At 59.2% G+C, this 26,262-nt stretch carries 24 protein-coding genes, 3 tRNA genes and 3 rRNA genes (1 of these 30 only partly in view); 7 read left to right on the top strand and 23 right to left on the bottom strand.

Translation table 11 applies throughout. From position 1 onward, the window contains the following. Positions 1-158: 158 nt before the first annotated feature. From QMK50_RS20705 to dapA, 6 genes are all read right to left on the bottom strand, one after another. Positions 159-512: an inovirus-type Gp2 protein gene (locus QMK50_RS20705; RefSeq protein ID WP_320333842.1), complete on the bottom strand. Its 354-nt coding sequence runs from the start codon at positions 510-512 to the stop codon at positions 159-161. 405 nt (positions 513-917) lie between these two features. Then, positions 918-1,007 (bottom strand) — tRNA-Ser (locus tag QMK50_RS20700). Between the two features lie 83 nt (positions 1,008-1,090). Continuing rightward, positions 1,091-1,804 carry a phosphoribosylaminoimidazolesuccinocarboxamide synthase gene (gene purC, locus QMK50_RS20695; RefSeq protein WP_095171833.1) on the bottom strand — a complete coding sequence of 238 codons (714 nt, stop codon included), beginning with the start codon at positions 1,802-1,804 and terminating at the stop codon, positions 1,091-1,093. A gap of 28 nt (positions 1,805-1,832) precedes the next feature. Continuing rightward, the gene (locus QMK50_RS20690; protein WP_320333841.1) at positions 1,833-2,591 is read right to left on the bottom strand and encodes an MBL fold metallo-hydrolase; all 759 of its coding nucleotides are present in this window, start codon (positions 2,589-2,591) and stop codon (positions 1,833-1,835) included. 4 nt (positions 2,592-2,595) lie between these two features. Beyond that, on the bottom strand, positions 2,596-3,711 hold the full coding sequence (bamC, locus tag QMK50_RS20685) for an outer membrane protein assembly factor BamC (RefSeq protein ID WP_095171830.1): 1,116 nt from the start codon (positions 3,709-3,711) through the stop codon (positions 2,596-2,598). Between the two features lie 17 nt (positions 3,712-3,728). Further along, positions 3,729-4,607 carry a 4-hydroxy-tetrahydrodipicolinate synthase gene (gene dapA / locus QMK50_RS20680; RefSeq protein WP_095171828.1) on the bottom strand — a complete coding sequence of 293 codons (879 nt, stop codon included), beginning with the start codon at positions 4,605-4,607 and terminating at the stop codon, positions 3,729-3,731. A 328-nt stretch (positions 4,608-4,935) separates the two neighbouring features. On the opposite strand from dapA, the gene QMK50_RS20675 reads away from it, so the two are divergent. Then, on the top strand, positions 4,936-5,496 hold the full coding sequence (locus QMK50_RS20675; RefSeq protein WP_095080353.1) for a glycine cleavage system protein R: 561 nt from the start codon (positions 4,936-4,938) through the stop codon (positions 5,494-5,496). A gap of 11 nt (positions 5,497-5,507) precedes the next feature. After that, complete coding sequence (locus QMK50_RS20670) at positions 5,508-5,981, top strand: peroxiredoxin (protein WP_159994233.1); 474 nt, start codon at positions 5,508-5,510, stop codon at positions 5,979-5,981. 83 nt (positions 5,982-6,064) lie between these two features. On the opposite strand, the gene QMK50_RS20665 is transcribed toward QMK50_RS20670, so the two are convergent. After that, positions 6,065-7,135 carry an AI-2E family transporter gene (locus QMK50_RS20665; protein ID WP_095171823.1) on the bottom strand — a complete coding sequence of 357 codons (1,071 nt, stop codon included), beginning with the start codon at positions 7,133-7,135 and terminating at the stop codon, positions 6,065-6,067. 27 nt (positions 7,136-7,162) lie between these two features. After that, positions 7,163-7,402 carry a sulfurtransferase TusA family protein gene (locus QMK50_RS20660; protein WP_320333840.1) on the bottom strand — a complete coding sequence of 80 codons (240 nt, stop codon included), beginning with the start codon at positions 7,400-7,402 and terminating at the stop codon, positions 7,163-7,165. A 97-nt stretch (positions 7,403-7,499) separates the two neighbouring features. Here QMK50_RS20660 and QMK50_RS20655 point away from each other — a divergent pair, with 97 nt between their 5' ends. Then, positions 7,500-8,933: a M48 family metalloprotease gene (locus QMK50_RS20655; RefSeq protein ID WP_095171820.1), complete on the top strand. Its 1,434-nt coding sequence runs from the start codon at positions 7,500-7,502 to the stop codon at positions 8,931-8,933. Positions 8,934-9,004: 71 nt separating this feature from the next. Here QMK50_RS20655 and flgE read toward each other — a convergent pair whose 3' ends face one another. The 6 genes from flgE to QMK50_RS20625 all read right to left on the bottom strand — a co-directional run bounded on the left by flgE (position 9,005) and on the right by QMK50_RS20625 (position 14,041). Further along, positions 9,005-10,354, bottom strand: coding sequence for a flagellar hook protein FlgE (gene flgE, locus QMK50_RS20650; protein WP_095171818.1), 1,350 nt, complete (start codon positions 10,352-10,354; stop codon positions 9,005-9,007). 31 nt (positions 10,355-10,385) lie between these two features. After that, a complete protein-coding gene (gene flgD / locus QMK50_RS20645) occupies positions 10,386-11,111 on the bottom strand; it encodes a flagellar hook assembly protein FlgD (protein WP_320333839.1) in 726 nt (241 codons plus the stop codon). A 15-nt stretch (positions 11,112-11,126) separates the two neighbouring features. Then, entirely contained in the window at positions 11,127-11,570 is a 444-nt protein-coding gene (gene flgC, locus QMK50_RS20640; protein WP_095171815.1) for a flagellar basal body rod protein FlgC, read from the bottom strand. A 3-nt stretch (positions 11,571-11,573) separates the two neighbouring features. After that, positions 11,574-11,981 (bottom strand): flagellar basal body rod protein FlgB, encoded by a 408-nt coding sequence (gene flgB / locus QMK50_RS20635; protein ID WP_095171814.1) that lies wholly within the window; start codon positions 11,979-11,981, stop codon positions 11,574-11,576. 253 nt (positions 11,982-12,234) lie between these two features. Continuing rightward, positions 12,235-13,062 carry a protein-glutamate O-methyltransferase CheR gene (gene cheR, locus QMK50_RS20630; protein ID WP_320333838.1) on the bottom strand — a complete coding sequence of 276 codons (828 nt, stop codon included), beginning with the start codon at positions 13,060-13,062 and terminating at the stop codon, positions 12,235-12,237. Positions 13,063-13,108: 46 nt separating this feature from the next. Then, positions 13,109-14,041: a chemotaxis protein CheV gene (locus QMK50_RS20625; protein ID WP_095171810.1), complete on the bottom strand. Its 933-nt coding sequence runs from the start codon at positions 14,039-14,041 to the stop codon at positions 13,109-13,111. Between the two features lie 81 nt (positions 14,042-14,122). Here QMK50_RS20625 and flgA point away from each other — a divergent pair, with 81 nt between their 5' ends. The 4 genes from flgA to QMK50_RS20605 all read left to right on the top strand — a co-directional run bounded on the left by flgA (position 14,123) and on the right by QMK50_RS20605 (position 16,720). Continuing rightward, the gene (gene flgA, locus QMK50_RS20620; RefSeq protein WP_095171808.1) at positions 14,123-14,884 is read left to right on the top strand and encodes a flagellar basal body P-ring formation chaperone FlgA; all 762 of its coding nucleotides are present in this window, start codon (positions 14,123-14,125) and stop codon (positions 14,882-14,884) included. Between the two features lie 152 nt (positions 14,885-15,036). After that, positions 15,037-15,360 carry a flagellar biosynthesis anti-sigma factor FlgM gene (gene flgM, locus QMK50_RS20615; RefSeq protein WP_159994227.1) on the top strand — a complete coding sequence of 108 codons (324 nt, stop codon included), beginning with the start codon at positions 15,037-15,039 and terminating at the stop codon, positions 15,358-15,360. 50 nt (positions 15,361-15,410) lie between these two features. After that, positions 15,411-15,878 (top strand): flagella synthesis protein FlgN, encoded by a 468-nt coding sequence (locus QMK50_RS20610; RefSeq protein WP_095171806.1) that lies wholly within the window; start codon positions 15,411-15,413, stop codon positions 15,876-15,878. A gap of 95 nt (positions 15,879-15,973) precedes the next feature. Continuing rightward, a complete protein-coding gene (locus QMK50_RS20605; RefSeq protein WP_159994225.1) occupies positions 15,974-16,720 on the top strand; it encodes a flagellar brake protein in 747 nt (248 codons plus the stop codon). A 62-nt stretch (positions 16,721-16,782) separates the two neighbouring features. Here the strand turns inward: QMK50_RS20605 and QMK50_RS20600 are convergent, their stop codons facing one another. From QMK50_RS20600 to QMK50_RS20560, 9 genes are all read right to left on the bottom strand, one after another. Continuing rightward, positions 16,783-18,165: an MFS transporter gene (locus tag QMK50_RS20600; RefSeq protein WP_095171803.1), complete on the bottom strand. Its 1,383-nt coding sequence runs from the start codon at positions 18,163-18,165 to the stop codon at positions 16,783-16,785. Positions 18,166-18,236: 71 nt separating this feature from the next. Further along, positions 18,237-19,478 (bottom strand): glutamine synthetase family protein, encoded by a 1,242-nt coding sequence (locus tag QMK50_RS20595; RefSeq protein WP_320334533.1) that lies wholly within the window; start codon positions 19,476-19,478, stop codon positions 18,237-18,239. Between the two features lie 231 nt (positions 19,479-19,709). Continuing rightward, positions 19,710-20,402 (bottom strand): sensor histidine kinase, encoded by a 693-nt coding sequence (locus QMK50_RS20590; RefSeq protein WP_095171800.1) that lies wholly within the window; start codon positions 20,400-20,402, stop codon positions 19,710-19,712. Next, a complete protein-coding gene (locus tag QMK50_RS20585; RefSeq protein ID WP_095171798.1) occupies positions 20,399-22,003 on the bottom strand; it encodes a tetratricopeptide repeat-containing response regulator in 1,605 nt (534 codons plus the stop codon). The genes QMK50_RS20590 and QMK50_RS20585 overlap by 4 nt, the downstream gene beginning before the upstream one ends. A 241-nt stretch (positions 22,004-22,244) precedes the next feature. After that, positions 22,245-22,360: ribosomal RNA gene (gene rrf, locus QMK50_RS20580) — 5S ribosomal RNA — on the bottom strand. Between the two features lie 183 nt (positions 22,361-22,543). Further along, a 23S ribosomal RNA gene (locus QMK50_RS20575) occupies positions 22,544-25,434 on the bottom strand. A gap of 246 nt (positions 25,435-25,680) precedes the next feature. After that, positions 25,681-25,756: transfer RNA gene (locus QMK50_RS20570), tRNA-Ala, on the bottom strand. Positions 25,757-25,786: 30 nt separating this feature from the next. Then, positions 25,787-25,863 (bottom strand) — tRNA-Ile (locus QMK50_RS20565). Between the two features lie 82 nt (positions 25,864-25,945). Continuing rightward, a 16S ribosomal RNA gene (locus tag QMK50_RS20560) occupies positions 25,946-26,262 on the bottom strand (it continues 1,220 nt past the right edge of the window). Together the 16S, 23S and 5S rRNA genes with 2 tRNA genes alongside form the textbook arrangement of a ribosomal RNA operon.

Below are 26,262 nucleotides of genomic sequence, written 5' to 3'. Positions count from 1 at the left end.
TCCCTTCCACTTAGATATTTATTCGATTCGATTGCCTAGCCTTATGCCCACAAACAGAGTGTCTCTCACGTTGCTGCAGATGGAAAAAAAGCATTCAGTATCACGATTGAGGAACACAATGCAGTGGTAATGAGGACGACAAGCCCGCCCCACTTCTCTCACCCAAAAGACCTCACGCAAGTGTCATGGGATGATCTATTGCGTATCCGCGCTCGCTCACGATCATGACTGATCTGTGCATCCAGTGACGCCTTGAAGCGTTGTATCATCTGATTGGTCATCGCATCATCAGACAACGGCTTCCCACAGGGCAGCCTGAAGTCAAATCTGAAGGCAAATACACGGGCGTAGTCAGGCAGAGCGTATTGCAGGGTCTGGCATAGCTTTTCCAAGTACTGCCCAATGAAGGGGCCCTTGTCCACCATGAGCGGGTAGCCATCGTAGGTGCCCTCATGCCAGTAGCGCAGGTTCGTATTATCAGGGATGCGTTTGGGTTTGAATGAGAGGGTCATGACGGTATGTCCTGTTTGTTAGGTCATACCTCAAGCTGGTTGTTTTTAACTGGAGAGATTCAGATTCCAGGGGTCCCTCTCCGCCGGCGGGTACCTGTAGATTGATGGATGCTGGTTACCCTGTGCTGCAGGGAGCGACACAGGAGCCGACGGGCATGCACCTGGAATACCCCCCTCCTTATGGCCTTATGGACTCAACATGCGCTAGAGAGCGCTATGGCAGTGCCAATGCGACACAAACGACGACCCTGGGGCCTGACGCACTCGCCAGCACGGCAAAGTACTAGATCCCGAGCCATCTAACGACACGGATATCTTTCCAAAATCCACATGGGGGGAAAAATGAGGGAACAGAAACCACAGAATGCAAAAAGGCCCCGTAAACGGGGCCTTTAGGCTAAATAATGGCGGAGAGATAGGGATTCGAACCCTAGGTACCGGTGAAGGTACAACGGATTTCGAATCCGTCCCATTCGGCCACTCTGGCATCTCTCCAACGGCGCGCATCATAACAGCAGGTTCACCGAATGCAAACCCTAAAGTGAATTTTTTTCCGTGCTATCAGATGCTTGCGTCGATTACAGCGGTACGCCAAGGCGGTTGGCGACTTCTTCGTAGGCTTCGATGACGTCGCCCAGACCCTGGCGGAAGCGGTCCTTGTCCATTTTCTTGCCGGTGGCCTTGTCCCACAGGCGGCAGCCGTCCGGGCTGAATTCGTCGCCCAGGACGATGCTGCCGTCATGGAACACGCCGAATTCGAGCTTGAAGTCGACCAGCAGCAGGCCGGCGTCGTCGAACAGCTTGCTCAACACTTCGTTGACCTTGAGCGACAGTTCTTTCATGCGCACCAGTTGCTCGGCGGTGCCCCAACCGAATGCCACGACGTGGGATTCGTTGATGAACGGGTCGCCCTTGGCGTCGTCCTTGAGGAACAGTTCGAAGGTGTAAGGGTTGAGCTTCATGCCCTCCTCCACACCCAGGCGCTTGACCAGGCTGCCGGCGGCGTAGTTACGCACGACGCATTCAACCGGGATCATGTCCAGCTTCTTCACCAGGCACTCGTTGTCGCCCAGCAGCTTGTCGAATTGGGTCGGCACGCCGGCTGCTTCGAGTTTCTGCATGATGAAGGCGTTGAACTTGTTGTTCACCATGCCTTTGCGGTCGAGCTGTTCGATGCGCTTGCCGTCGAACGCCGAGGTGTCGTTGCGAAACAGCAGGATCAAGCGGTTAGCGTCGTCGGTCTGGTAAACCGACTTGGCTTTGCCGCGGTAGAGTTCTTCACGTTTTTCCATGATGGGCTCCGCTTGCTAAGTAGATGGGCTAGGCGATATGTCGCCAGTCGAGCCCTGAATCTTGATCGGCCAGTTGCAGCCAGTCCGGGTCGCACCCAAGGGTGTCGACAAAACATTGCCGGGCCAGCTGCGGCAGGTTGTTCTTGCTGCTCAGATGGGCCAGTACCAGGTGTTGCAGGTCTTTCCAGCCCAACTCGGACACCAGGAATGCCGCCTGGTGGTTGTTCAAATGTCCCAGCTCGCCACCCACCCGCTGCTTGAGAACGGTCGGGTAGTGACCCCGAGCCAAGCGGTCGCGGCAGTGGTTGGACTCGATCATCAACGCATCGAGGTCCTTGTAGCCGTCCAGCACGGTGGCACAGTACGAACCCAGGTCGGTCAGTAGGCCAAAGCGCCGGGTGCCGTCACTGAAGACGTACTGCGTCGGTTCCTGCGCATCGTGGGCCACGGCGATCACGCCAATCTCCAGCCCACCGATCCGCAGCTGGTCGCCCCCGGCCACGAACCCTGCCGGATCAACCGGCTTGCGCATCCCGCGCAAGGTGCCACGACTGAGGTAAACCGGAATATTGTAGCGCCGAGACAGCAAACCCACGCCATGCACGTGGTCGGCATGTTCGTGGGTCACCAGTATCGCGCTCAGTTGCGCCGGGGTTATCCCCAGGCGCAGCAGGCGTTTTTCGGTTTCTCGCAGGGAGAAACCACAATCGACCAGCACGACGGTGTCGTCACTGGCTATCAGCGTGCCGTTCCCTTGGCTACCGCTGCCGAGAACGGCAAAACGCATCAGATCAGCCCAGGTTGTCCTGAATCACGCCCAACACTTTGCGCGCCACTTCAGCCGGCGCAACGGTGTTGATATCTTTTTCGACGGTCACCTGGACGTTCTCGCCAACCTTGCTCAGGCGCACCTGGTAACGCTCGGCGCGCGCCTCGACTTCTTCCTTGACCGGAGAGCTGCCGAACAGGCTGGCGAAGAAGCCTGGCTTCTCGTCCTTGCGCTCGGCTTTTTCGGCCAGGTTGATGTAGTACAGGCCCAGGCTGCGGTTGATGTCTTCCACGCGCCATTCGCCCTGCTCCAGCGCACGACCCACGCTCGACCAGGCACGGTCGAGGTCGTTGCCGACGTTGAGCACCGGGTTGCCGCTGCCGTCTTCGATCAGGCTGACTCGGCTTGGGGCATCGAAATCACGGGAAGCGAGCATCGACACCGAACCGCCCTTCTCGGAGATGCGGCTCATGCTGACCAGCATGTCGTCGACCAGCGCAGCGTCCAGGCCAGTGTTGACCGAACGGTTGGTGAAGGCCACGTCGTCGCTGCTGCCAGCAGGACGCTCGGCGCTGACCACGTAGACTTCACTGGTGTTGCGCTGCACGCCTGGCTCGATGCGCACCCGTACCCGGGTTTCGGCATCGGCGGCCACGCCGGCGCTGGCCAGGCGTTTGGTCATGGTTGCCGACAGTTCGTCGGAACGCTGCCAGGTGGTGGTGAATTCGCCGGTTTGCGGACGCTGCTGGTCCAGGCGAAAACCGTTGTCCTGGAAGAACTGCACCGCCACTGGCCAGACTTCGGCCGGAGGACGCTGCGCCATTACCCAGCGCGAGTCGCCGCTTTTCTGCAGGCTGTAGTCGCTGGCCTCGGCAATCGCCGTCAACGGCTGCGGACGTGGCACCACGTACTCGCCCTTGACGGTGTCGTCGGCCACGTTGCGCGGGATTGGCAGCAGTGGGTCCAGACGCTTGGCGGTCTGGACGTCCGGCGGCAGTTGCATCGGGGCAGTCTGTTGCGCTTCGAGGTAATCGCTACCACGGTCACGGAAATAACCTTCCGGGCCCCAGACCCATCCACAGCCACTGGTGCTGGAGATAATCAAGGCAAGTGCGGAAAGTCCGGCCAGTCGCTTCATGCGTATTACTTCCTCAATTAAACCAATACGCCGGACTGGCGCAGGGCCTGTCGCAGCGGTTCGTGACAGGCTTCGCTGAGCCAGGTGAGCGGCAGACGGATACCGTCCGGCATCAAGCCCATCTCATGCAGCGCCCATTTCACGGGGATAGGGTTGGACTCGATAAACAGGGTTTTATTGAGTGGCATCAGTTTTTCGTGGATCGCCCGTGCGGTCACGGCGTCACCCTTGAGGGCGGCGTTGCACAGGTCGGCCATGTCGCGCGGGGCAACGTTGGCGGTCACCGAGATGTTGCCTTTGCCGCCCAGCAGGATCAGCTCCACGGCAGTCGCGTCGTCACCGGAGAACACCAGGAAGTCCTCGCTCACGCCATCGAGGATGGCCTGGGCGCGGGACAGGTCGCCGGTGGCTTCCTTGATCCCGATGATGTTGTTCACGGTCGACAGGCGGATCACGGTCTCGGCCTGCATGTCGCACGCCGTGCGGCCCGGCACGTTGTAGAGGATCTGCGGGATGTCGACGGCTTCGGCGATAGCCTTGAAGTGCTGGTACAGGCCTTCTTGCGTCGGCTTGTTGTAGTACGGAGTCACCAGCAGGCAGGCATCGGCGCCGGCGGTCTTGGCATTGGAGGTCAGCTCGATCGCTTCACGCGTCGAGTTGGCGCCGGTACCGGCGATCACCGGGATACGCCCGGCTACCTGCTTGACCACATAACGAATCACTTCGATGTGTTCGTTTACGTCGAGGGTTGCCGACTCACCAGTAGTACCGACGGCCACGATGGCGTGGGTGCCGTTTTGCAGGTGAAAGTCTACCAGTTTGCTGAGGCTGTCCCAGTCCAGACGACCCTGTGCATCCATGGGTGTGACCAGTGCCACCATACTGCCCGCAATCATGCAACCGCTCCTGCCGGAAAAAGAGAGCGGTAATGGTACTGGCGCCAAGATGCTTGCACAAGCGAAGTACTGCGCTCATGCCATTCCCCTTGGCGCCGCTTTTCGCTACCCTTCAGACTTTGATCAGTACCGACAGGCTCATGTGCCGGGTTCAAGCCTCCATTTTCGGCTCCACAAGCCCCGCCCCTGCGTTGCCATCTACCCGAACTCACCTTGTTTGAGCTCGCAGCAACCCTCTGGCTCGGGCTTTGTTGATAACGCATCCGGACCCACACCCGACGAATCAGCCTATAAACGTACCGACCGCTCATCGCTTTAGGAATGCTGCATGTCCACCCCCACAGTTCGCGAACAATTCCTTGTCATCAGTGCCCTCGGCGCCAACCCCATGGAGCTGACTAACGTCCTGTGCCGCGCCAGCCATGAAAATCGCTGCGCCGTGGTCACCTCCCGCCTGACTCGCCATGGCGAGTGCAGTGCACTCATCCTGGAGATTTCCGGTTCCTGGGACGCCCTGGCGCGCCTGGAAGCCGGTCTGCCGAGCCTGGCCAAGAAACACGCCTTCACCGTCAACGTGGTACGCAGCGCGGCGCTGGAAAATCGCCCGCAAGCCCTGCCGTATGTGGCGTACGTCAGTTCTGCGTACCGCTCGGACATCGTCAATGAGCTGTGCCAGTTCTTCATCGACCATAACGTCGAGCTGGAAAACCTGACCTGCGACACTTATCAGGCCCCCCAGACTGGCGGCACCATGCTCAACGCCACCTTTACCGTGACCCTGCCGGCCGGTGTGCAGATCAGTTGGCTGCGCGATCAGTTCCTCGATTTCGCCGACGCGCTGAACCTCGACGCGCTGATCGAACCGTGGCGCCCACAGAACCCAATGTAAGGAAGCTTTCCATGGCCGTCGCTATCGACCAACCAGTCGCCGACTTCGAAGTCCCCGCCACCAGCGGGCAGACCGTCAGCCTGGCCGCCCTCAAGGGCAAGCAGGTGGTGATCTACTTCTATCCCAAGGACAGCACCCCGGGCTGCACCACCGAGGGCCAGGGTTTTCGTGACCAGTACCCACAGTTTCTCGCGGCCAACACCCAAGTGTTTGGCGTTTCCCGCGATAGCCTGAAGTCCCACGAGAACTTCAAGTGCAAGCAGCAATTCCCCTTCGAGCTGATCAGCGACAAGGACGAAGCCCTGTGCCAACTGTTCGACGTGATCAAGCTGAAGAAGCTGTATGGCAAGGAATACATGGGGGTTGATCGCAGCACCTTCCTGATCGACCAGCACGGCGTGCTGCGTCAGGAATGGCGCGGGGTGAAAGTGCCGGGGCATGTGGATGCGGTGTTGGCCGCGGCGCAGGCGCTGGCCAAGGGCTGATTTATTCGGCGTCTGCGATGACGCCATCGCGAGCAGGCCGCAAGCGAGCGCCCGCTTGCGGCTTGCTCGCGATGAGGCCCGCGCTACAACAACGGCGCCACCACCGGTTCCTTGCGCGGCCAGGCATCCAGCACGGCCTTGAACAGGGTCGCCAGGGGAATCGCGAAGAACACGCCCCAGAACCCCCACAGCCCACCGAAGAGCAGCACCGCGCAGATGATTGCCACCGGGTGCAGGTTGACCGCTTCGGAGAACAGCAACGGCACCAGCACGTTGCCATCCAGGGTCTGGATGATCCCGTAGACCGCCATCAGGTAGATGAACTGATCGCTCCAGCCCCACTGGAACAAGGCAATCAGCATCACCGGCACCGTCACCACCACCGCGCCGACATAGGGCACCACCACGGACACCCCGACCAACAGCGCCAGCAGCGCCGAGTAGTTGAGGCCCATGGCGACAAAACCGATGTAGGTCACCCCGCCGCAGATCGCCATTTCCATGACCTTGCCACGAATGTAGTTGGCGATCTGGCGGTTCATTTCCTGGCCGACCCGGGTAATCAGCGCCCGCTCACGCGGCAGGTAGCCGCGCACCCAGCGGCCGATCATGGCCCGGTCCTTGAGGAAGAAGAACACCAGGATCGGCACCAGCACCAGGTAAATCATGATGTTGACCAGCAGTGGCAGGCTCGACAGCGAGAAGGTCAGCGCCCACTGGCCAAACTTGCCGATTTCGCTGCGCGCCACCTCGATGGCCTGCAGCACTTGCTCGTCCGACACCAGGTGCGGATATCGCTCGGGCAGCAACAGCAGCAGCGACTGCCATTTGGCGAGCATCCCGGGCAGTTCGTTGAACAGAGTGATGAACTGGTGCCAGAGCAAGGGCAGCACCACCACGATAAACACCAGCAACACGCCCATGAACAACGCGAACACCAGCCCCACCGCGACCCCGCCGGGCAGGCGCAGGCGCTCCAGGGTGCTGACCAGGCCCTGCATCAGGTACGCCAGGACCATCCCCGCCAGCACCGGTGCGAGCATCCCGCCCAGGGTCAGCACGGCAGTGAAGGCCAGGACCAGGAGGACGGCCAGCACCACCGCTTCTTCGTCGGAGAAGTAGCGCTGAATCCAGTCGCGTAGCACTTTGAACATCAATGATCCTTATGGGTAGGCGGCCAGTCAGGCTTTTTTCAGCCAGTAGCGATAGACACCGGCTGCGTTTTCTTCGCGCAGCAGGGTATGACCGGCCAAACGGGCAAAGGTGCGAAAGTCGCGCTGCGAGCCGGCATCGGTGGCGATCACCTTGAGCACGGCGCCACTGGGCAGGCCATTGAGCGCCATCTTGGCCTTGAGCAGCGGCAATGGGCAATTGAGCCCACTGGCGTCCAGTTCGGCATCATGGGCTACAGCGTCGGTCATTACTTCACTCCGCACAGGTGATTGAGCCGCCTAGAATATCTGGTCCCGAGGCAAGTGTCCGGCTACAGTAAGCTCTTTGTCGACTAAGGCTTTGTGCATGACTTTTCTGCGCCCCACGCTGCTGACGCTCGCTTGCCTGCTTGCCTCACCAGGCTTCGCCGACGACTTGCCGTCACTTGGCGACGCCAGTTCTGCCATCGTCTCGCCCCAGCAGGAACATGACCTGGGGCGCGCCTGGCTGGCCATGTTGCGCAGCCAGGTGTCACAACTCAATGACCCACAACTGAAAAACTACGTGGAAACCAGTGTCTATCGCCTGGTGGAAACCAGCCAGCTGAACGACCGGCGCCTTGAGTTCATCCTGATCAACAGCCCGCAGCTCAACGCCTTCGCCGCGCCAGGCGGGATTGTCGGGGTCAACGGTGGCCTGTTCCTCAATGCCCAGACCGAAGGCGAATACGCCTCGGTCCTGGCCCACGAATTGGCGCACTTGTCGCAACGCCACTTCGCCCGCGGTGTAGAAGCCCAGCAACGCATGCAAGTGCCGATGATGGCCGCCCTGCTCGCCGGGATCATCGTGGCCGCGGCCGGCGCCGGTGACGCCGGGATCGCGGCCATCGCCGGGACCCAGGCCGCGGCAATCCAGGAGCAACGGCGCTTCTCCCGGCAGAACGAGCAGGAGGCCGACCGCATCGGCATCGTCAACCTGGAGAAAGCTGGCTACGACCCGCGCTCCATGCCGAGCATGTTCGAACGGTTGGGGCGCCAGTACCGCTTCGATGCCAAGCCGCCGGAATTCCTCCTGACGCACCCGGTGACCGAATCGCGGATCGCCGACACCCGTAACCGCGCCGAACAGGCACCCGTCGGCGGCAAGGAAGACACCCAGACCTACCAACTGATTCGCGCCCGCGTGCAGTTGTTCTACGAGGAAACCCCGGGGCTGGCCGCCAAGCGTTTTCGCGCGCAGTTGGACGACAACCCGAAAAACGACGTGGCGCGTTACGGCCTGGCCATTGCCCAGGTCAAGGCCGGCCAGCTCAGCGATGCCCGCGAGAGCCTCAAACCGCTACTGGCCAAGGCACCCAACGAAATCATCTACAACCTGGCCCAGATTGACCTGGACATGGCCAGCAACCGCCTGCCCGACGCGCAAAGCCGGGTCGACCGGATGCTCAGCCAGTTCCCGGGCAACTACCCGCTCAATCAGGTCCGGGTTGACCTGCTGCTCAAGCAGAATCGCCCGGCCGATGCCGAAAAAGCCCTGGAAGCCCTGCTCAAGACCCGCCCGGACGATCCGGATGTCTGGTACATGGTTGCCGAAACCCGTGGCCTGTCCGGCAACATCATTGGCCTGCACCAGGCGCGCGCCGAGTACTTCGCGCTGGTGGGCGACTATCGCCAGGCCATTCAGCAGCTGGACTTCGCCAAGCGACGCGCCGGCAGCAACTTCCCGCTGTCGTCACGGATCGATGCCCGGCAACGCGAGCTCATGGAACAGGAGCGGATGATCAAGGACATGATGGGCTGACCCCTCCCGCCCCCACGAAAAAGCCCCTCGACGAGGGGCTTTTTTTGTACCGCAGGCTTAACCCACCGGCATCAGGCCATCTGAATGATGGTCTGCATGATGGTGCTCTGGGTGGAGATGGTCTTGGCGTTGGCCTGGTAGTTGCTCTGGCCCTTGATCAGGTCCACCAGCTCATTGGTCAGGTTGACGTTGGAGTCTTCCAGCGAGTTGGACACCACCGAACCGAGGGTGCCGGTCTGGCCGGCGTCGTACGCGGCGAAACCGGACAGGTAGGTCTCCTTCCAACTGGTGCCACCGGCGGCCTGCAAGCCCTGCTCGTTGTTGAAGCTGGCCAGGGTGACCTGGCCGATCGCCTTGGACTTGCTGTTGCTGAAGTTGGCGAACAGCGTACCGGTACCGTCGATGGTCAGGTTGGTGATCTGGCCGGTGGCGTAGCCGTCCTGGGTCGGCAGGTTGCGGATGGTTGCCGAGTTGTACTGGGTGGTCAGGGCCAGGTCGTTGGTGACGCCGGTGGCATTGCCCACGGCACCGTTGGCCGTCCACACGCCATCCTTGACCGTACCCGGCGTCCAGACGCCCGCGCCCATGACAATCGAGTTGCCGCTGACGGTGTACGGGCTGCCGCTGGCCGGTGCGTCGATGTCCAGCAGCTTGCCGTCGGAACCGAAGTTCATGGTCATGGCAGTCTGGTTGCTCGGCGTTGCCGGCGAACCGAGGCCGGCCGGGACGAAGGCCGAGCCGTTCGGGTTGCGCCCCTCTACCAGGGTGTAGGTCTGCCAGGTGTTGGCACCGGTCTTGACCACGTACTGGTCCAGGTTGTGCTGGTTGCCCTGGCTGTCGTAGATCGGGGTGGTGAACATGTCGGTGTAGGTGTCGATCTTGGTCGGGTCGAACGGGGTGACCGCCGGATCGATGATCGGCTTGCTGGAGTTCAGGTTGATACTCGAGGAAATGTTGCCGGTGGTTTTCGGCTGCAGGTTCGCCTGGTCGATTTTCAGGTCGCCGATTACATCCTTGAGGATCTTGCCGTTCTCATCGACCGCATAACCCTGCAGGCGCGCGGTGCCGGCACTGTTGGTAATGAAACCATCCTTGTCGACGTTGAAGGTACCGGCGCGGGTGTAGGTCAGCGAACCGCCGTCGTTGAGCACGAAGAAGCCCGAACCACGGATGGCCATGTCCAGCACGTTGCCGGTGTTGGTCACATCACCCTGGCGAAATTGCTGGGAGACGTTGGCCAGGCTCACGCCACTGCCGATGGACTTGTTGCCGTTACCCAGCTTGCTTGCCGCGTACACGTCTTCGAATTCCACGCGGGAGGATTTGAAGCCGGTGGTGGCGACGTTGGCGATGTTGTTGCCGGTAACGTCGAGTTGTTTGTTGGCCGCATAGAGACCGCTAAGGCCGATATTGAAAGACATATTCCACTCCTTGTTGCCGCGCTAGCCGGCTCTATAGACCAATGGTCTGTACTTTGGACAGGGCGATGGAGCCCATGTTGGCGAGGTTCAACATCATCTCGCCGCCGGTCTGGCTCAGGGTCACGCTGTTGACGGTCGCCGGCAGGTAGGTGATCAGGTCAGTTGCCTTGCCGTCGATCTGCGCACTGGCCTTGAAGGTGTAGGTACCCGGGTCGACTTTCTCGCCCGCGGTGTTGGTGCCGTCCCAGACGAAACTGGCATTGCCCTGGGCCTGGCTGCCCAGCTCGATGGTTTTCACCGCCTTGCCGTCCTTGTCGCTGATGGTCACCGTGGTGCCAGCCACCGAGGCCGGGATAACCACCGAGCCGGTCATGCTCTTGGTGCTGTCGACATAGGCCGAGCCGGTTTGGACCACTACCGAACGGCCCACCAGCGACGACGCCTGCAGGGCCTGGGACGATTTGAACGAACTCGAGATGTTGTTCACCGAGGAGTTCAGGGTAGTGATGCCTTCCAGGCTGCTGAACTGCGCCAGCTGGGCGACGAACTCGCTGTTGTCCTGCGGGTCGAGGGGGTTCTGGTTCTTCAACTGAGTCACCAGCAGTTGCAGGAACGCGTCCTTGCCCAGCTCGTTCTTGCCGGTATTGCTGCCGGCAGCGGCCGCCAGGCCGTCATTGCTGGTGTTGGTGACGGTGGTCTTGGAGTTCGCAAGAATGTCGTTAAGACTCAGGCCACTGGTGGAATCGGTAACACTCATCGACGCTGCCCCTTATCACTGACCGAGGGTCAGGACCTTCTGCATCATGGTCTTGGCGGTGTTCATCATTTCCGCGTTGGTCTGGAACGAACGGCTGGCGGAAATCATGTCGGCCATCTCTTCAACCACGTTGACGTTGGGGTAGTAGACGTAGCCCTTGGCGTCAGCCGCCGGATGGTTCGGCAGGTAGCGCGCTTCCAGATTGCTCTGGTCCTCGACCACGCCCAGCACTTGCACGCCCTGGCCGGCCGCGTCCTGGTTCTGGAACAGCGAGTCACCGCCGCCCGACTGGCCACCCTGGAACATGGTGGCAAATACCGGGTGCCGGGCACGGTAGGTCTGGTCGATGCTCGACGAGACGGTCTCGGCGTTGGCGATGTTACTGGCCACGGTGTTGAGGCGCGTGGTCTGGGCACTCATGCCACTACCGGCAATATTAAAAACACTCGACAGGGACATGAATTATTCTCCGCGCAGGGCCGCTACCAGCCCTTTGAATTTGCTATTGAGCAAGGTGAAGCTGGCCTGGAAGTTCACCGAATTCTCGGCGTAGTTGGCCTGTTCCAGTTGGGCGTCCACGGTGTTCTGGTCGATCGACGGTTGCATCGGCGTGCGGTACAGCAGCGACTCGTCACCGCTGCTCAGGCCCTGGGCTTCGATATGGCGGCTGTTGGTCTTGTTCAACGCGAAGCTGCCGTTCTTGCTCTTGTCGGCCTGGGCGGCCAGGACCGCCGAGAAATCCAGGTCCCGCGCCTTGTAGTTCGGCGTGTCGGCATTAGTGATGTTGTTGGCCAGCACTTCGGCACGCTGGGCGCGGAAGCTGAGGGCTTGTTGGTGGATACCGAGCGCTTTATCGAAGCTGATGCTCATGGCGCAAACCTTTGGGTGACCTGATTTTTCGTAACAGGCACAAAGCAAGCCCCGTGCCAGCTCGCCAGCCCCCGCAAACAGGGGCCTTGGCCGAAAGCGGCAAGGTGGCAATGCCAGAAAAGCGGCAAGCGTCTTCCGGCACCTGCCGCTTTTCTGCCGCCTTGGGCTGCTCGACAGGCGCGCTACAAGGATTGTGCAGCACGATAAAAAACGGGAGCCCCTGAGGACTCCCGCTTTTCTTGCCACCTGACCATCACTTGGCCTGGTAGATGATCCCCGGACTGCACTGGACCATCTGATAGTGATCCGGCAAGCCGTTGAGGGCTTCGGACGCGCCGAGGAACAGGTACCCGCCCGGCTTGAGCGTACTGTGAATGCGCAACAGGATGTCCTTCTTCACTTCGGCAGAGAAGTAGATCAGCACGTTGCGGCAGAACACGATGTCGAACTTGCCCAGGCTGGCATAACTGTCCAGCAGGTTGAACGAGCGGAACTCCACCCGGCTCTTGATCGGCGCCTTGACCGCCCAACGTCCCGGCCCTTTCGGGTCGAAGAAACGCTGCAGGCGCTCTGGCGAAAGACCGCGACCAATCGCCAGGCTGTCGTACTCGCCGGACTTGCAGTTGGTCAGCATGGTCCCGGAAAGATCGGTGGCGACAATCTGCACCCCCATCCGCAACTGGCCCATGTTGGTCCGCTCGAACTCGTCGATCGACATCGACAACGAATAGGGTTCCTGCCCCGACGAACAGGCCGCCGACCAGATCCGCAGGCGCTGGCCGGGACTGGCCTTGATCGCTTCGGGCAAGACCTTGTTCTTCAACACTTCAAACGGATAGGTGTCACGAAACCAGAGGGTTTCGTTGGTGGTCATCGCGTCCACTACCATCTCGCGCAACCCACCGCGCGGCTGGACCTGAATGCGCTGGACCAGTTCACCCAACGACTTGATACCCTGCTGTTCCATCAGTTTGTTGAGACGGCTCGAGACCAGATACTGTTTGTTTTCACCGAGCAAAATGCCACAGGCTTTTTCCAGGAAGACCCGGAACTGTTCGAAATCCAAATTACCCGTAGACAATGATGCCGCCTCTAAAATCGTGTTGATCGCCAGGGGCAAAGGCCACCTAGCTGATATCTGCTGCTTTGATCCGGTCGACTACCCGGGATGCCAGGTCATCAGGGCGGAACTTGGCCAGGAAGTCATCGGCACCGACTTTCTTGACCATCGCCTGATTGAATACGCCTGACAACGAAGTATGCAGGATGATGTGCAGCTTTTGCATGCGCGGGTCGTTGCGGATCTCGGCGGTCAGGGTGTAGCCGTCCATTTCCGGCATCTCGATGTCGGAAATCATCATCAGGAATTCCTCTTCCGGCTTCTTGCCCTCCTCCACCAGCTTGCGCAGGTAGTCCAGCGCCTGCCGGCCGTCGTTCAACGCCACGACCTCGACCCCGACCGTCTGCAGGCAACGGGAAACCTGCTTGCGCGCCACCGACGAGTCATCGACCGTCAGCACCCGCAGCGACAGCGCCTTGTGTTGCGTCTCGTCATCCACCACCCCGGCGGAAATCGCTTCCGGTGCCGGCGCCACTTCGGCCAGGACCTTCTCGACGTCGATGATTTCCACCAACTGATTGTCGACCCGCGTCACCGCCGTCAGGTAGTGATCGTGGCCCGTGCCCTTGGGTGGCGGATGGATCTCCTCCCAGTTCATGTTGACGATCCGCTCGACCGAGCGCACCAGGAACCCTTGGGTCTTGGTGTTGTACTCGGTGATGATCACAAAGGGATTGCTCTGGTCCTGCAACCCGCCCGACCCCGTGGCCATTGCCAGGTCCATGATCGGAATGGTTGCGCCCCGAATACTTGCCACACCGCACACGACAGGATTGGATTTGGGCATCAGGGTCAGTTTCGGGCATTGCAGCACTTCCCGAACCTTGAACACATTGATGCCATAGAGCTGCGGACCGTCGAGACGGAACAACAACAGCTCCAGGCGATTCTGCCCCACCAGTTGTGTGCGCTGGTTTACCGAATCCATTACACCAGCCATGCCCAGCCCCCTACACCAACGCTAAGTGTGTTACGACGCACATTCATCACTAAACGGCACGGCGCTTGCTTTTTAACCGCTATGAACGTGAACACGACATTTTTCCGACGCCTGACCTCAACCTGCCGCCGATTGCTCGGCGCGGTTGCGGCGGCGTGCCTTTTCAACGCTGGCAGCCCTGCCCTTGCAGATCCGCTTACCTTGCCTGATCTACTTATCGGCGTCACTCAGGGCTTTCTTGAATTCACTGTTGAAGACTATCTGGCGTCCAGCCAAACCGAAGGCCGCTACGAGATCGAGGTCAAGCAACTCGATCCCCGTCTGCGCCTGCCGACCTGCGACAAGGAATTGACAGCGTCCCTGGAGAGCCCGGCCAAGCCAGTGGGCCGAGTCACGGTGAAGGTCCGTTGCGACGGCACCTCGCCCTGGACCGTGTTCGTGCCCGCGCAAGTCCGGCTGTTCCGCGAGGTGGTGACCAGCACCCGCCCGCTCAAACGCGCCGCAATCATCGAGCCGGCGGACGTTATCCTGCGTGAGCGCGACATCAGCCTGATCAACCAGGGTTACCTGACCAATGTCGACCAGGCGATCGGGCAAAAAATTGTCCGACCAATGGTCAATGACCAGGTCATTACCCTGGTCCACCTGGAGCAGGCCGAAGTGGTACGCAAGGGCGATCAGGTGGTGATCACCGCCCGCAGTGGCACGCTCAGCGTACGAATGCCCGGGGAGGCGCTGGCCAATGGCGGCATGAACCAACAGATCCGGGTCAAGAACCTGAACTCCCAGCGGGTGATCAAGGCTCAGGTGATCGCCCCCGGCCAGGTTGAAGTGGCCATGTAGATAACTGGCGAAGGTGCCAGCCATTCCCTAAACTGTGCCTCACGCAGGGCAAATGCCGACGCGCCCGTGCTCATCGAGAAATGAGCCTAAAGTTTTTCGCGATTTTGCCGAAAACATGGCAAGCGTCCAAATTCCCAGAGGTTTTTCGCATCATGGTTATCGATTTCAGCCGTTTGAACAGCTCCCCCACGCTCACCAGCACGCGCACCAGTGCCAGCCAGGAATCTGCTGACGCCGCTCAAAACGCGCCGCTGTCGACCGAGACCCAACAGGTCGCGGCCAAACAGAGCGGGGAATCGGTCCACTTCAGCAACGAGGCCCAGCAGTTGCAGAAGATCAGCGACACGCTGCGCGATCAGCCCGCAGTCGACAAAGCCCGTGTGGCCGAGTTGAAAGCCGCGATTGCCGATGGCAGCTATAAAGTCGACAGCAACCGCGTCGCCAGCAAACTGCTCAACTTCGAAGCCCAGCGCTAGCCCACCAGGCTTGCGCCAGGCTTTTGGACGCTTAAAACCCAAGGCCAGCCATGCACGATAACAATTTACTGCAACTGATCACCGACGACCTTGAGCCAGCTCAACAGTTGCTCGATTTGCTGGGGCAAGAATCCCTGGCACTGCACGGTCGCGACATGCAACGGCTGGAGCAGATCCTTGCCAGCAAGCAAGGCCTGATCGTCCTGCTCGATCAGCATGGTCGTCGGCGCAGCGAAATACTCGCCAGCCTCAACCTGCCAACCGACACCAGCGGCCTGCAACAACTGGCCGCCCAGTCCAGCCTCGGCGAGCAACTGCTAGCCCAGAGCGAGGCGCTCAATCATCTGCTTAACGAGTGCCAGAGCGCCAACGCGCACAACGGCCGCTCGATCCAGGTGCAACAAGCCTCCACTGCCCATCAATTGAGAATCCTCAATGGCGGCGAGTCTCCGACCCTTTATGACGCACGCGGCTCAACCGCCATGCTCGTGAAGCCGCGCCCACTCAGCCAGGCTTGACCTCGCCTCTGAGCGCGCTCTATCAAGGCGCGAAACATGCTGGCAGAATGCTGGCTCTTGCGTGTGACCGTATTCTGTCTGGAGAGTGATAAACCGTGTTCAATGCCTCAAACGCGGAAGATGCTCCGCAGCCACCGAAAGTGCTCACGACACCTCTGGAAATCGCCAGCACCCTGCGCATGCTGCAAGAGAGCCATGATCCCCTGATCATCACGTTCCACGAGCGCAGCCAGCGCTTCCAGAGCTACCTGGTGGACGTCGATCGCGAAAGCGCCATGATTGCCCTCGACGAAATGATCCCGCGCGATGGCGAGCGTTTCCTGCTGGCGGGTGAACCGTTCCGGATCGAAGGCTTTCATGAAGGCGTGCGCATCGCCTGGGAGAGCAACGGCACCCTGGCCATCGACGAAGCCAACGGTGGCCGCTGCTACCGCGGCACGCTGCCCGACGAGGTGGTCTACCACCAGCGCCGCAATGCTTTTCGCGCGGCCTTGAAGCTGGCGCAACTGGTCAATATTGAACTGGCTGGCGAGAAGCTCAAGGTGCCCCTGAGCGGCAAGTTGCTGGACATCTCCGCCACCGGCTGCAAGCTGCGTTTTGACGGCGACATCACCAGCGGGCTGCAATTGGGCCAGGTCTACGACCGCTTCCTGGCCGCCCTGCCCTTCGGCAGCATGACCACCTCGGTGGAGCTGCGTTACCTGCATCACGAAGAGCGGATCGACACCACCTTCGCCGGCGTGCGCTTTCACAACATGAGCGGCCTGGTGCAGCGCCAGGTCGAGCGTTTTGTCTATCAGTTGCAGCGTGAAGCCCGGCGTTTCGATAAAGACGATTTCTGATTCGCCAGGCAAAAAAAACGGGCAGCCCCTTGCGGTGACTGCCCGTTTTTTTTGCCTTCAGATCAAGGCCTGGCCCCAGTGAAGGTGTGGGGATGTTCATCGTCCGGCGGCGGATCGGTATTCGTCTGCTCGGCCTCGGTCCCCGCTTCGGTCTCCGGCTCAGGCTCGGGGTCAGGACTGGCACCGTTCTGCATCTGGTCCTGCACCACCTGCTCGTCGACCCGGGGATCGAGTGCAGCCACCAGTGGCGAACTGGACATGCTGTCCGGCATCGCCACGTGGTGCAGCGGCGCGTCATCGACCTGATGCAGGTTGGTCACCGCTTTGGGCCGGATGCGCCAGACCAGGACCAGGGCGAAGAAGCTGAAAAACGCGTAGAGCATCTGGCTGCCGAAAAACTTCATCAGCACCCCCGCCACCAACGGCCCGATACTCGCCCCGACCCCGTATGTCACCAGCAACATCGCGGTCAGCGACACCCGCCGATCGCCCTCGACGTGGTCGTTGGAGAACGCCACCGCCAGCGGATACAGGCAGAACTGCACCAGCGAGCAGGCAAACCCGGCGATGAACAATACTTCCAGCGGCACCTTGGGCATGATCGCCAGGGGCAACGCAGCCAACGCCAGGCAAATGGCGAAGCTACGAATCAGCACCGCCCGATCGTAGCGATCCGACAGCCAGCCCAGCGGCCATTGCACCACCAGGCCGGCAAAGATGCAGCTACCCATGAACAGGCCGACCTGCTCGGTGGAGAGCCCTTGCTGAGAGGCATACAGCGGCGCCAGGCCATAGAACGAGCCGACGATCAGCCCCGCCCCGAGCACCGTGCTGAGGGACTGTGGCACCCGCTTCATGAAGAAGCGCGGCTCCATCGGCGCCGGATGCAAGGGCGCCGGGTGAATGCGTCGGGTCAGGGTCACGGGGACCAGGCACAGGGCAAAACACAAGGCGACCAGCATCAGCAACTCCAGGCCCAGGGACGGGTGCATGACCAGAATCAACTGGCCCAGCACCAAGCCCAGGTAGGAGGCGATCATGTAGCCGCTGAACACCATGCCCCGCTGCTTGGCGTCGGCCTGCTCATTGAGCCAGCTCTCGATGACCATGTACTGGCACATCATGCCCAGGCCAACCACCATCCGCAGAATCAGCCAGGCCGGTAGCCAGTCCACCAGGCCATGTCCGAGCACGGCGGCCCCGACTATCCCGGCACACGCAGAATAGGCCCGGATGTGTCCGACCCGGGCAATCAACCGGTGGCCGATCTTGCCGCCCAGGACCAGGCCGAAATAGTTGGCCGCCATCAATGCGCCGATCCACAGGCCGTCGACCTGGTCGGCGGCCAGGCGCAGGGCCAGGTAGGTGCTAAGCAAGCCCGAGCCGATCAACATCATCAGCGAGGCGAAATACAGCGCTCGAAAGGATTTCCAGATTTGGCGCATCGGCGTTCCGAGCGGCTCCTTGCAGTGAGGATCAGGCTACCTTCTACGATAGCCCGACAGCGGCGGGTCGGTTAGGCCTGGGCAGCTAAAACGCGCCGTTCCCAGGGAGTGATCTCATCAAAGAAGCTGGTCAACTCCATGGTCTTCGAGGCGATGTAGCCTTCGATGAACTCCATGCCGAACAGTTCCTTCGCCAATTGGCTACGTTTCAGACGTTCAAGAGCCGCATGCAAGGTACATGGCAGAGACAAACTTTCCGGCACGCTGAATTCGCCCTGGATTGCCGGGGTCGGTTCCAGTTGCTGCTCGATACCGTGCAGCCCCGCGGCCAGGCTGGCGGCGATCGCCAGGTAAGGGTTGGCGTCGGCGCCCGGCAGGCGGTTTTCGACCCGGCGCGCGGCTGGCGAACTGGCGGGAATACGTAATCCGGCGGCGCGGTTGTCGTGGGACCAGCAGGCGTTGTTGGGTGATGCGTAGGGATGGCACAGGCGCTGGTAGGAATTGACGTTCGGTGCGAACAGCGCTGTGAAGTCAGCCATGCCGGCCTGCTGGCCGCCGATGAAGTGACGGAACATCGCCGTTGGCTCGCCGGACTCGTCACTGAACACGTTGCGATCGGTGCCGAGCTCGACCACGCTCTGGTGAATGTGCATCGAGCTGCCGGCCGTGTGGGCCAGGGGCTTGGCCATGCAGACCACGGTCAAGCCATGCTTGAGCGCCACTTCCTTGAGCAGGTGCTTGAACAGGAACGTCTGGTCGGCCAGCAACAGGGGATCGCCGTGCAGCAGGTTGATCTCGAACTGGCTGACGCCCATTTCGTGCATGAAGGTGGCCCGCGGCAACCCCAACGCCGCCATGCTGGCGTAGACCTCATTGAAGAACGGACGCAAACCATTGTTGGAACTGATGCTGAACGCCGAAAGGCCGTCTTCGCGACGCCCGTCCAGGCCAATGGGCGGCTGGAACGGTTGGGTCGGGTCGGTATTGGGAGCGAACACAAAAAATTCCATCTCGGTCGCCACCACGGGCGCCAGGCCCAGCGCGGCATAACGAGCAACCACGGCCTTGAGCTGGCCACGGGTGGACAGCCGGGAGCTTGCGCCGCTCAACTCGTCGGCGTCACAGATCGCCAGCGCGCGCGGTTGGGCACTCCAGGGCAAACGATGGATCTGTTGCGGATCGGCATTGAGCGCGAGGTCACCGTCGTCGCTGCCGTAAAAACGTGGGGCGGGATAACCGCCCATGATGCATTGCAGCAGCACCCCCCGTGCCATCTGCAACCGTCGCCCCTCGAGAAATCCTGCGGCAGTCATCACCTTGCCGCGCGGCACCCCATTGAGGTCCGGGGTGACACATTCAACTTCATCAATGCCGGTCAATCGCTGTGCGAGAGAACCCTGGCCATCGGTCGTCATGACGCTATCCTTGGTATTGTGCAGGCCGTTAATGGCGATCCGCACAAAATAGGCATCAGCCGTTCGGAATATCAAGCACAACCGCTGAAAAGCTCAATCAGACTCTGTTGGCACAGGTTCTGTCACGCCTCAAGGCAGATAGAGACTGAACAAGCCGCCGCCCAAAGGCCCGCCATTACTGATTTCGGTACGCCCCGGCACGCCGTTGCGCTGGTGCAACTGGGCAATGCGCGCGGCAAAGTACAGGCCCAGGCCGGTGCTGCCGCTGGCCGGGTTAATGCCCTGTACGTACTGCTCCTGGCGCTCGATCATCTGTGCCGGATAGCCTTCGCCATCGTCATTGATGGTCAGCACCAACTGCCCGGTTTCTTCACCGACGCTGATCAGCAGTGACTGCCGGGCAAAACGGATCGCGTTGTTGATGGCATTGGCCAGCACCGTACCGATCAATTCGCGGTCGAAAAAACCCAGCGGACTCAAGGGATCGACTTCGTAGGTGACGAGAATGCCTCGACTCTTGAACACCTCTTGATGCGCGGCCAATTGGGCCTCGATGAAATCGTCCAACTCATGGTAGTCCGGGCGTACGGGCAACTGATTGACGCCGAGCTTGTACAGACCGAGCAACTGCACCAGCATGCCGTTCAGATGAGCGAATTCGAAGTCGATCACGCCCTGCTCATCGGTTTGCTGTTGGGCACTGGGCAGCCGGGCGAGCCACTGGCCGTGCGCTTGCATTAGCACCGTCAGGGAATTCTTCATGTCGTGTACGGTGGAGGCAATCACCGTGGAAAAATCCAGCCCCTGATCAATCTCACTCATTGCTCAAACGCCTTGTTCTGCAGCTTCTGATAACGCGGATAACGCGAGTCGCTCTCAGGCATCAAACCGACCATCTTCAAACACTTGCGACACTCCTCGAGCAATCCCGGATCGAGATCGGCCGTGACCCCATGCAACAACGCCTGCGCCATGTTGAGGGCAATGCTGATGTTCTTCGGCTGCAGCAACAAGGCACCGCGAAACAGCTCGCGGGCTTCGGTGAGGGCGCCGGCCTTGTAGCTGCGCACGCCTTGGCGGTTGAGGTCTGCGGCGGCCGTACCCGAGTTGAGAATCGCCGGATCATCGGTCTGCCTGGCGATACCGCGCATCACCGCGGGGTCATCGCCGTAGATTTCCGCACAGTTCTTGAGCATCGAGTCGCTGGCCTGTGCCTGCCCCAACATCTTCAACTGCTTGGCCACCAGCAAGGCCGCATCGGCGCTCATGAACTGCTCCATGCCGTCGAGGCGAGTCAGGGCCTGCTCGGTGAGCTTGTCGGCCGTTTCCGCATCGTTGATCAGCAAACTGGTGGCTTTCATCAGCCGCGCGCGAATCTGTAACCCGGGATCACTGGGGTTTTCCTTGGCGACCGCGCTCAAGGTCTGGTTGATCTCCAGGCGGGCACGGGTGTCCAGGCCCCTTTCACTGCCCTTGCTGATCAACGCATGGGCCAGGCCGAGGTTGCTCTCTGGATCCTTGAAGCGCGACTGCGCGCCTTGCGAGACCGCCTGGCGATAGGCTTTGGCTGCGGTATCGAAGTCTTCGTTGCTCATGGCCAGCTTGCCTAGCAACGATTGCCGACGGACCGCCAGCGGGGAAAGACGCACAGCCTCCTCGAGCACCCGTTGTGCCGACTTGCTGTTGCCTTGCGCCACCAGGACATCGGCCAGCCCATCGTACAGACCGGGCATCATCGGGAAGACCTTCAACGCCTTTTCGTACAACGCTTTGGCTTGGGCGACCTGGCCGCGCTTGAACAGCAGGCGTCCCAACCCCACGTAGGCCCAGGGCAACGGACGGTCGGCAAGGATGCTGTTGTACAAACGTTCGAGCACTTCGTTCTGGTTCATGTCGCGCAATGCGTCGGCGCGATAACGCAGGCACAGCGGCGAGTAACGTGGGTCCTGTCTGCACAGGGCGATGCAGGCGTTGAGAACCTCGACCGGTTTGCCGCGATCAAGCGCTTGCATGATCGGCTTGAGCAGGGTCTTGCGCTGCTGCAACCGCTCCAGGCGCTGGGCCAGGCCGGCGCGGTTGAACGGCTTGGTCAGGTAGGCATCCGGCTCGTGCTCGAGGGCACTGAGCACCATGGCCTGGCTGCTCTCGGCAGTGACCATGACGAAGATACTTTCGTGGCTGATCAGTTTTTCGATCATCAGGTCTTCGAGTACCTGCTGGCCGTTCTTCTTGCCGTCGCCCAGATGGTAATCCTGCAGGATGAAGTCGTAGCGCTTCTGCGAGCACATGCGCAGCGCGACCTCGCCGGTGTCGGCCGTGTCGACATCTTTCACACCCAACTCGCGCAACATCGATCGGACTGAACTGCGGAAATCCGAGAAATCATCGACGATCAAAAAGCTCTTTTGGTGGTACGCCAGCATCGAAGATTCCAGGCAATTAAAAAGATGAACCACAAGGACGTGCTCAACTTCGCTGCCCGGTTTGGCATCGGATGAGACTACCGTCCATCGGGTTATCGGCCGGACAGGGCAATCCCTTGAAGGTATCGGTGAAGATTCTTGGATTTACCTGAACAAAGATCGCGTGGGAAGGACGCTGAGTTTTTCGCGGGCAAAAACAAAACCCCTACCTGCATACGCAGATAGGGGTTTCGGAATTTAATCTTGACGATGACCTACTCTCACATGGGGAAACCCCACACTACCATCGGCGATGCATCGTTTCACTGCTGAGTTCGGGATGGGATCAGGTGGTTCCAATGCTCTATGGTCGTCAAGAAATTCGGGTACTGAGTCGTGGCCAGATGGCCTCGCTTCAGCAAATTGGGTATGTGATAGCTTTCGGTGTTGTGTGCTGCTTTGAGCAGATTCGAACTTTCGGTTCGTTTCGTCTTCACACACCGCAATCTGATGCTCCTCTTTGTTTCAAAATCAGGAGTAGTCAAATTGCTTGGGTGTTATATGGTCAAGCCTCACGGGCAATTAGTATTGGTTAGCTCAACGCCTCACAGCGCTTACACACCCAACCTATCAACGTCGTAGTCTTCGACGGCCCTTCAGGGGACTCAAGGTCCCAGTGAGATCTCATCTTGAGGCTAGTTTCCCGCTTAGATGCTTTCAGCGGTTATCTATTCCGAACATAGCTACCCGGCAATGCCACTGGCGTGACAACCGGAACACCAGAGGTTCGTCCACTCCGGTCCTCTCGTACTAGGAGCAGCCCCTCTCAAATCTCAAACGTCCACGGCAGATAGGGACCGAACTGTCTCACGACGTTCTAAACCCAGCTCGCGTACCACTTTAAATGGCGAACAGCCATACCCTTGGGACCGGCTTCAGCCCCAGGATGTGATGAGCCGACATCGAGGTGCCAAACACCGCCGTCGATATGAACTCTTGGGCGGTATCAGCCTGTTATCCCCGGAGTACCTTTTATCCGTTGAGCGATGGCCCTTCCATACAGAACCACCGGATCACTAAGACCTACTTTCGTACCTGCTCGACGTGTCTGTCTCGCAGTCAAGCGCGCTTTTGCCTTTATACTCTACGACCGATTTCCGACCGGTCTGAGCGCACCTTCGTACTCCTCCGTTACTCTTTAGGAGGAGACCGCCCCAGTCAAACTACCCACCATACACTGTCCTCGATCCGGATAACGGACCTGAGTTAGAACCTCAAAGTTGCCAGGGTGGTATTTCAAGGTTGGCTCCACGCAGACTGGCGTCCACGCTTCAAAGCCTCCCACCTATCCTACACAAGCAAATTCAAAGTCCAGTGCAAAGCTATAGTAAAGGTTCACGGGGTCTTTCCGTCTAGCCGCGGATACACTGCATCTTCACAGCGATTTCAATTTCACTGAGTCTCGGGTGGAGACAGCGCCGCCATCGTTACGCCATTCGTGCAGGTCGGAACTTACCCGACAAGGAATTTCGCTACCTTAGGACCGTTATAGTTACGGCCGCCGTTTACCGGGGCTTCGATCAAGAGCTTCGCGTTAGCTAACCCCATCAATTAACCTTCCGGCACCGGGCAGGCGTCACACCCTATACGTCCACTTTCGTGTTTGCAGAGTGCTGTGTTTTTAATAAACAGTCGCAGCGGCCTGGTATCTTCGACCGGCGTGGGCTTACGGAGCAAGTCCTTCACCCTCACCGGCGCACCTTCTCCCGAAGTTACGGTGCCATTTTGCCTAGTTCCTTCACCCGAGTTCTCTCAAGCGCCTTGGTATTCTCTACCCAACCACCTGTGTCGGTTTGGGGTACGGTTCCTGGTTACCTGAAGCTTAGAAGCTTTTCTTGGAAGCATGGCATCAACCACTTCGTGTTCTAAAAGAACACTCGTCATCAGCTCTCGGCCTTAGAATCCCGGATTTACCTAAGATTCCAGCCTACCACCTTAAACTTGGACAACCAACGCCAAGCTGGCCTAGCCTTCTCCGTCCCTCCATCGCAATAACCAGAAGTACAGGAATATTAACCTGTTTTCCATCGACTACGCTTTTCAGCCTCGCCTTAGGGACCGACTAACCCTGCGTCGATTAACGTTGCGCAGGAAACCTTGGTCTTTCGGCGTGGGTGTTTTTCACACCCATTGTCGTTACTCATGTCAGCATTCGCACTTCTGATACCTCCAGCAAGCTTCTCAACTCACCTTCACAGGCTTACAGAACGCTCCTCTACCGCATCACCTAAGTGATACCCGTAGCTTCGGTGTATGGTTTGAGCCCCGTTACATCTTCCGCGCAGGCCGACTCGACTAGTGAGCTATTACGCTTTCTTTAAAGGGTGGCTGCTTCTAAGCCAACCTCCTAGCTGTCTAAGCCTTCCCACATCGTTTCCCACTTAACCATAACTTTGGGACCTTAGCTGACGGTCTGGGTTGTTTCCCTTTTCACGACGGACGTTAGCACCCGCCGTGTGTCTCCCATGCTCGGCACTTGTAGGTATTCGGAGTTTGCATCGGTTTGGTAAGTCGGGATGACCCCCTAGCCGAAACAGTGCTCTACCCCCTACAGTGATACATGAGGCGCTACCTAAATAGCTTTCGAGGAGAACCAGCTATCTCCGAGCTTGATTAGCCTTTCACTCCGATCCACAGGTCATCCGCTAACTTTTCAACGGTAGTCGGTTCGGTCCTCCAGTTAGTGTTACCCAACCTTCAACCTGCCCATGGATAGATCGCCCGGTTTCGGGTCTATTCCCAGCGACTAGACGCCCTATTAAGACTCGCTTTCGCTACGCCTCCCCTATTCGGTTAAGCTCGCCACTGAAAATAAGTCGCTGACCCATTATACAAAAGGTACGCAGTCACAGAACAAGTCTGCTCCCACTGCTTGTACGCATACGGTTTCAGGATCTATTTCACTCCCCTCTCCGGGGTTCTTTTCGCCTTTCCCTCACGGTACTAGTTCACTATCGGTCAGTCAGTAGTATTTAGCCTTGGAGGATGGTCCCCCCATATTCAGACAAAGTTTCTCGTGCTCCGTCCTACTCGATTTCATGACTAAGAGATTTTCGCGTACAGGGCTATCACCCACTATGGCCGCACTTTCCAGAGCGTTCCGCTAATCTCAAAGCCACTTAAGGGCTAGTCCCCGTTCGCTCGCCACTACTAAGGGAATCTCGGTTGATTTCTTTTCCTCAGGGTACTTAGATGTTTCAGTTCCCCTGGTTCGCCTCTTAAGCCTATGTATTCAGCTTAAGATAACCATCTTATGATGGCTGGGTTCCCCCATTCAGACATCTCCGGATCAAAGTCTGTTTGCCGACTCCCCGAAGCTTTTCGCAGGCTACCACGTCTTTCATCGCCTCTGACTGCCAAGGCATCCACCGTATGCGCTTCTTCACTTGACCATATAACCCCAAGCAATCTGGTTATACTATGAAGACGACATTCGCCGAAAATTCGCACTTGCTCATAGAGCAACTCACAAATTTCACCTTAGCCTGATCCGTTACCAGTGAAAGTAACGTTCAGTCTATCTTTCTATCACATACCCAAATTTTTAAAGAACGATCTAATCAAAGACTAGAAATCAACATTCACCATCATAATGATGGAATGCTCATTTCTAAGCTTTCAACAAACAGAAGCAGTAGTGGTGGAGCCAAACGGGATCGAACCGTTGACCTCCTGCGTGCAAGGCAGGCGCTCTCCCAGCTGAGCTATGGCCCCGTATTTCTACAGGTTCTTCCCACACAAAATTGGTGGGTCTGGGCAGATTCGAACTGCCGACCTCACCCTTATCAGGGGTGCGCTCTAACCAACTGAGCTACAGACCCAATTTATGGCTGCTTCTTATCGTCTTCTTCAATGAATCAAGCAATTCGTGTGGGAGCTTATGCAGCAGCTGATGTCGTCGATTAAGGAGGTGATCCAGCCGCAGGTTCCCCTACGGCTACCTTGTTACGACTTCACCCCAGTCATGAATCACACCGTGGTAACCGTCCTCCCGAAGGTTAGACTAGCTACTTCTGGTGCAACCCACTCCCATGGTGTGACGGGCGGTGTGTACAAGGCCCGGGAACGTATTCACCGCGACATTCTGATTCGCGATTACTAGCGATTCCGACTTCACGCAGTCGAGTTGCAGACTGCGATCCGGACTACGATCGGTTTTGTGGGATTAGCTCCACCTCGCGGCTTGGCAACCCTCTGTACCGACCATTGTAGCACGTGTG

The organism is Pseudomonas sp. P5_152, from assembly GCF_033989915.1.
Classification (GTDB): Bacteria; Pseudomonadota; Gammaproteobacteria; order Pseudomonadales; family Pseudomonadaceae; genus Aquipseudomonas.
Note: the sequence above shows the minus strand (reverse complement) of the source record. Positions and strands in the feature narration are given on the sequence as shown.

Coding starts and splice junctions, on each gene's coding strand:
- QMK50_RS20705 (WP_320333842.1), bottom strand. CDS start 512: ATGACCCTCTCATTCAAACCCAAACGCATCCCTGATAATACGAACCTG.
- purC (WP_095171833.1), bottom strand. CDS start 1,804: ATGGAAAAACGTGAAGAACTCTACCGCGGCAAAGCCAAGTCGGTTTAC.
- QMK50_RS20690 (WP_320333841.1), bottom strand. CDS start 2,591: ATGCGTTTTGCCGTTCTCGGCAGCGGTAGCCAAGGGAACGGCACGCTG.
- bamC (WP_095171830.1), bottom strand. CDS start 3,711: ATGAAGCGACTGGCCGGACTTTCCGCACTTGCCTTGATTATCTCCAGC.
- dapA (WP_095171828.1), bottom strand. CDS start 4,607: ATGATTGCGGGCAGTATGGTGGCACTGGTCACACCCATGGATGCACAG.
- QMK50_RS20675 (WP_095080353.1), top strand. CDS start 4,936: ATGTCCACCCCCACAGTTCGCGAACAATTCCTTGTCATCAGTGCCCTC.
- QMK50_RS20670 (WP_159994233.1), top strand. CDS start 5,508: ATGGCCGTCGCTATCGACCAACCAGTCGCCGACTTCGAAGTCCCCGCC.
- QMK50_RS20665 (WP_095171823.1), bottom strand. CDS start 7,135: ATGTTCAAAGTGCTACGCGACTGGATTCAGCGCTACTTCTCCGACGAA.
- QMK50_RS20660 (WP_320333840.1), bottom strand. CDS start 7,402: ATGACCGACGCTGTAGCCCATGATGCCGAACTGGACGCCAGTGGGCTC.
- QMK50_RS20655 (WP_095171820.1), top strand. CDS start 7,500: ATGACTTTTCTGCGCCCCACGCTGCTGACGCTCGCTTGCCTGCTTGCC.
- flgE (WP_095171818.1), bottom strand. CDS start 10,354: ATGTCTTTCAATATCGGCCTTAGCGGTCTCTATGCGGCCAACAAACAA.
- flgD (WP_320333839.1), bottom strand. CDS start 11,111: ATGAGTGTTACCGATTCCACCAGTGGCCTGAGTCTTAACGACATTCTT.
- flgC (WP_095171815.1), bottom strand. CDS start 11,570: ATGTCCCTGTCGAGTGTTTTTAATATTGCCGGTAGTGGCATGAGTGCC.
- flgB (WP_095171814.1), bottom strand. CDS start 11,981: ATGAGCATCAGCTTCGATAAAGCGCTCGGTATCCACCAACAAGCCCTC.
- QMK50_RS20625 (WP_095171810.1), bottom strand. CDS start 14,041: ATGGCTGGTGTAATGGATTCGGTAAACCAGCGCACACAACTGGTGGGG.
- flgA (WP_095171808.1), top strand. CDS start 14,123: ATGAACGTGAACACGACATTTTTCCGACGCCTGACCTCAACCTGCCGC.
- flgM (WP_159994227.1), top strand. CDS start 15,037: ATGGTTATCGATTTCAGCCGTTTGAACAGCTCCCCCACGCTCACCAGC.
- QMK50_RS20610 (WP_095171806.1), top strand. CDS start 15,411: ATGCACGATAACAATTTACTGCAACTGATCACCGACGACCTTGAGCCA.
- QMK50_RS20600 (WP_095171803.1), bottom strand. CDS start 18,165: ATGCGCCAAATCTGGAAATCCTTTCGAGCGCTGTATTTCGCCTCGCTG.
- QMK50_RS20595 (WP_320334533.1), bottom strand. CDS start 19,478: ATGACTGCCGCAGGATTTCTCGAGGGGCGACGGTTGCAGATGGCACGG.
- QMK50_RS20590 (WP_095171800.1), bottom strand. CDS start 20,402: ATGAGTGAGATTGATCAGGGGCTGGATTTTTCCACGGTGATTGCCTCC.
- QMK50_RS20585 (WP_095171798.1), bottom strand. CDS start 22,003: ATGCTGGCGTACCACCAAAAGAGCTTTTTGATCGTCGATGATTTCTCG.